Annotated in this window: 4 protein-coding genes; 2 read left to right on the top strand and 2 right to left on the bottom strand. The window is 68.8% G+C overall.

The window, feature by feature from the left end; translation table 11 throughout:
* The coding region (locus tag VNJ47_08755; GenBank protein ID HXG28926.1) for a hypothetical protein at positions 1–741 on the top strand (741 nt) is incomplete at its 5' end.
* Between the two features lie 14 nt (positions 742–755).
* Here VNJ47_08755 and VNJ47_08750 read toward each other — a convergent pair.
* On the bottom strand, positions 756–1580 hold the full coding sequence (locus VNJ47_08750; GenBank protein ID HXG28925.1) for a MerR family transcriptional regulator: 825 nt from the start codon (positions 1578–1580) through the stop codon (positions 756–758).
* A 23-nt stretch (positions 1581–1603) separates the two neighbouring features.
* Between VNJ47_08750 and chrA the strand changes: the two genes are divergently transcribed.
* Positions 1604–2926, top strand: coding sequence for a chromate efflux transporter (gene chrA, locus VNJ47_08745; protein ID HXG28924.1), 1323 nt, complete (start codon positions 1604–1606; stop codon positions 2924–2926).
* Here chrA and VNJ47_08740 read toward each other — a convergent pair.
* Positions 2923–3441 (bottom strand): hypothetical protein, encoded by a 519-nt coding sequence (locus VNJ47_08740; protein ID HXG28923.1) that lies wholly within the window; start codon positions 3439–3441, stop codon positions 2923–2925. The genes chrA and VNJ47_08740 overlap by 4 nt on opposite strands.
* Between the last annotated feature and the right edge of the window lie 253 nt (positions 3442–3694).

The raw sequence follows: 3694 nt of genomic DNA, 5'->3' as shown, positions 1-3694 counted from the left end.
CCGGTCGCGCAGCCCGCCGCGCCGCCCGCGGCCGCTCCTGAGCTCACCGAAGCCGGTCGGTCACCGCCGCCAGCCGCGCCGCCAGTCGCGTCGTCGCCCGCGGCCGTCGCGACACCCGCCGCGAAGCCCGAGCCGCCGGTCGCAGCACCCGTCCCGAAACCTGTGCCCAAGCCACCACCGCCCGTCGTCGCGGCAGCTCCGAAACCGGCCACGCCGCCGCCGACGCCTGTCGAACCCGCACCGGACCCCGCCGCGGCGTACACCGCCGTGGCGGCGGAGCGCGTGGCCTTCATGGGTGCGCTGCGCAGTTACGACAGCGTGGCGGCGGTCCAGACGCAGCTGGCACAAGGCGGCTACACGGCCGAGCTGTCCACCATCGAGCGCAAGCCGCCCAGCCATCGCTATCCACCCTATCGCAACGACACGCTGGCGGTGTCGAAATACACGCACGGGGCTTACGAGGGCAAGCTGACGCTGGAGTTCTTCAACGACCGGCTCTACCAGGCCTACTTCGTGCCGGCGCAGCCGGCCGAGTATCTGCGCTGGCTGCGCGGCCGCGGTTTCGCCCTGCCGGTGAAGCGCACGGGCCGTTCGAGCCTGACGCAGGGTCATCTGCGCATTACCACCAACATCGACTTCGCCAGCAGCGACGTAGGCCGCGCGATGCTGGCCAAGCCTTTCGTGATGTGGGAAGACCTGCGGCTGGTGCAGCAGATGCAAGAGTGGGGCCCGGTCTTCTGAACGGGTGCCCGGTTTCAGCCCTTGCCGGCGCTACCGCCCCGCTTCGGCAGCTGGTCCATGATGTGCGCCATTACCTCGCCGAGGTACTTGTTGACGGCGCCTTCCATCGCGCGCGCCACCTCGGCGTTCACCGCCATGTCGGCCAGCGGCCGCAGCCGCCACACGGTGTCGGCCAGCCGCGGCACCTCGCTGGCGGGCGGCAGCTGGCCTTTCATATAGGGGTCGAACACGTACTTCACCACCAGCTGCACCAGCTCGTTGGCGACGCGCTCGACGTTACCGCGCAGCATGCGCACGATGTCGAGCAGCTCGGTCAGCGGGATGCCCATCGCCACCAGCTGCTCGCCGGCATAAATGAACTGCGGACGCGGCGCGCGGAAGCGCAAGCCTTCCGGCTGCAGCACGTCCAGCTCCACCGCCTTGCGGATGGCAAGCGCGACTTCCTCCGGCGGCAGGCCGCGACCGAACATGCCCAGCAGTTCCTCCATGGTGAAGTAGGCCGGCAGCTCCTCCGACCAGGGCATGGTGAGCGCACTCTCCAACCCCAGCAGCTCGCGCAGATCCTGGCCGCGCTCCCAGGCGCTGATCAGCTCGGCGATGTTGCCGAGCGTGTAGCCGCGCTTGAGCAACTGGCCGATCAGCCGCAACCGCGCCAGGTGCGCCTCGGTATAGACGCCGGCGCGTCCGCGCCGCTCCGGCGGCGGCAACAGGCCGCGGTCCTGGTAGGCGCGTACGTTGCGCACCGTCGTGTCCGCAGCGCGCGCCAGCTCGTCCACCGTATATTCCTGGCGCTCGCGCTCCAGCGGCGGCGCCGCGGCGGGTGTGCTCGTTTTGCTCATGTGCAGATGATAGCGTGAGGGCCATGAGCGGTTCACCGCAGGCACCGAGCTTCGCGCAGGCTGTCCGATTCTGGCTGTGGCTGGGCTGCGTCAGCTTCGGCGGGCCGGCCGGCCAGATCGCGATCATGCACCAGGAACTGGTCGAGAAGCGCCGCTGGATTTCGGAACGCCGCTACCTGCACGCGCTCAACTACTGCATGCTGCTGCCGGGTCCTGAGGCACAGCAGCTCGCCACCTACGTCGGCTGGCTGCTGCACGGGGTGAAGGGCGGCATCGCCGCCGGCGCGCTGTTCGTGCTGCCCTCGCTGTTCATCCTGATCGCGCTGTCCTGGATTTACCTGGCCTGGGGCGACCTGCCGGCGGTGGCCAGCGTGCTGTACGGCATCAAGCCGGCGGTGATCGCCATCGTCCTCTTTGCCGCCTGGCGCATCGGTTCGCGCGCGCTGAAGAATGCGGTGCTCTGGGGCATCGCCGTCGCGGCCTTCGTTGCGATCTTCGTGCTCAGGCTGCCGTTTCCCGCGATCGTGCTCGGCGCCGGGCTCCTGGGCATGCTCGGCGGCAGATTCCTGCCGGACAGCTTCCGCACCGGCGGCGCGTACGCCGCAGCCGCGGCCGGGCCGCATGCGCCGGCGGTGATCGACGACGACACGCCCGCGCCGGCACACGCGCGCTTCCGCTGGGGCCGTTTCCTGCGCTACCTGGCCATCGGCCTCGTGCTGTGGGGCGGCACGCTCGGCGCGCTATGGGCGGCGTTCGGCTGGCCGGGCGTGCTGACGCAGATGGGCTGGTTCTTCACCAAGGCCGCGCTGCTCACCTTCGGCGGCGCCTACGCGGCGCTGCCTTATGTGTACCAGAGCGCGGTCGAACACTATCAATGGCTGAGCGCGACGCAGATGATCGACGGGCTGGCACTCGGCGAGACCACACCGGGGCCACTGATCATGGTCGTGGCCTTCGTCGGTTTCGTGGGCGCCTGGAATGTGCAGCTGTTCGGGCCCGAGGCCATGGCACTGGCCGGGATCGCCGGCGCTTGTGTGGCGACCTTTTATACCTTCCTGCCGTCCTTTCTTTTCATCCTGCTCGGCGGGCCGCTGGTCGAGACCACCCACGGCGATCTCAAATTCACGGCGCCGCTGACCGCAATCACCGCGGCCGTGGTCGGGGTGATCCTGAACCTGGCGCTGTTCTTCGCCTGGCATGTGCTGTGGCCGGCGGGTTTCGGCGGCGCCTTCGAGTGGCCGGCGCTCGCGATCGGCGCGGCCGCGTTCATCGCGCTGTGGCGCTTCAAGATCGGCGTGATCCCGGTGATCGGCGCCTGCGGGCTGGCGGGCGCGGCGCTGGCTTAATGCTGAGCGGTCGGCGTGCCGGGCGGTGCCGGAAACACAACGAAGGGTTGCGACGGCACACGATCCGGCGGCAGGTAGGCCGGAGCGGGTTTGCCGGCCGGGCCCTGCGCGAGCGTGTAGCGATAGATCGCGCGCAGGTCCTCGTCCGTCATCACCGTCACGTTGAACCAGGGCATGGGGGGACGCGCGCGGAAGTGTCGCGCAAACTGCAGCCACTGTTCCTCGCTGAAGTCCCGCAGCCGCAGGCGCAGGTTGGTGGCGTAGGTGGTGCCCCAGGGCCCACGCCAGCCCACCGTATCGCCGGTGAGCCATTCCGCTTCGGGCACCTTGCCTTCGCGCTGGGCATAGCCTGGCGTATGGCAGTCGTTACAGCCCGCAGCCTGCACCAAATAGCGGCCTCGCTCGACCAGCGGGTCGCGTGGCCGTGGCCTGTCCTGTGTCGCCGGCGTCGAGGCCAGCGCCAGGCCCGGGCCAAGCAGCAGAGCCGTCAGGATTCGGGGCAGCGTTTTCATCATCGTGGACTCCCTCTCGATCAGCGCCACGCGTCTGCGGGCAACGGGCGTGTAGTATGGGGAGTGCGGCGCAGGCCGGTTCTTAAATCTTGGCTCAGAAAACCCTAAGAATTTCTTATTGAGCCTTGCATAAATGGTTGAATGGTTACAAGGGCAGTTCCGCCTGTTTCCAGAAGGCGGTCGCCAGTGTGGGCCGACGCTGCATGGAGCGCAGCTTGCGGCGGGCGTAATGGCTGAGCTGGCTGAAATCGGCCGG

Source organism: Nevskiales bacterium (assembly GCA_035574475.1).
GTDB lineage: Bacteria > Pseudomonadota > Gammaproteobacteria > Nevskiales > DATLYR01 > DATLYR01.
Note: the sequence above shows the minus strand (reverse complement) of the source record. Positions and strands in the feature narration are given on the sequence as shown.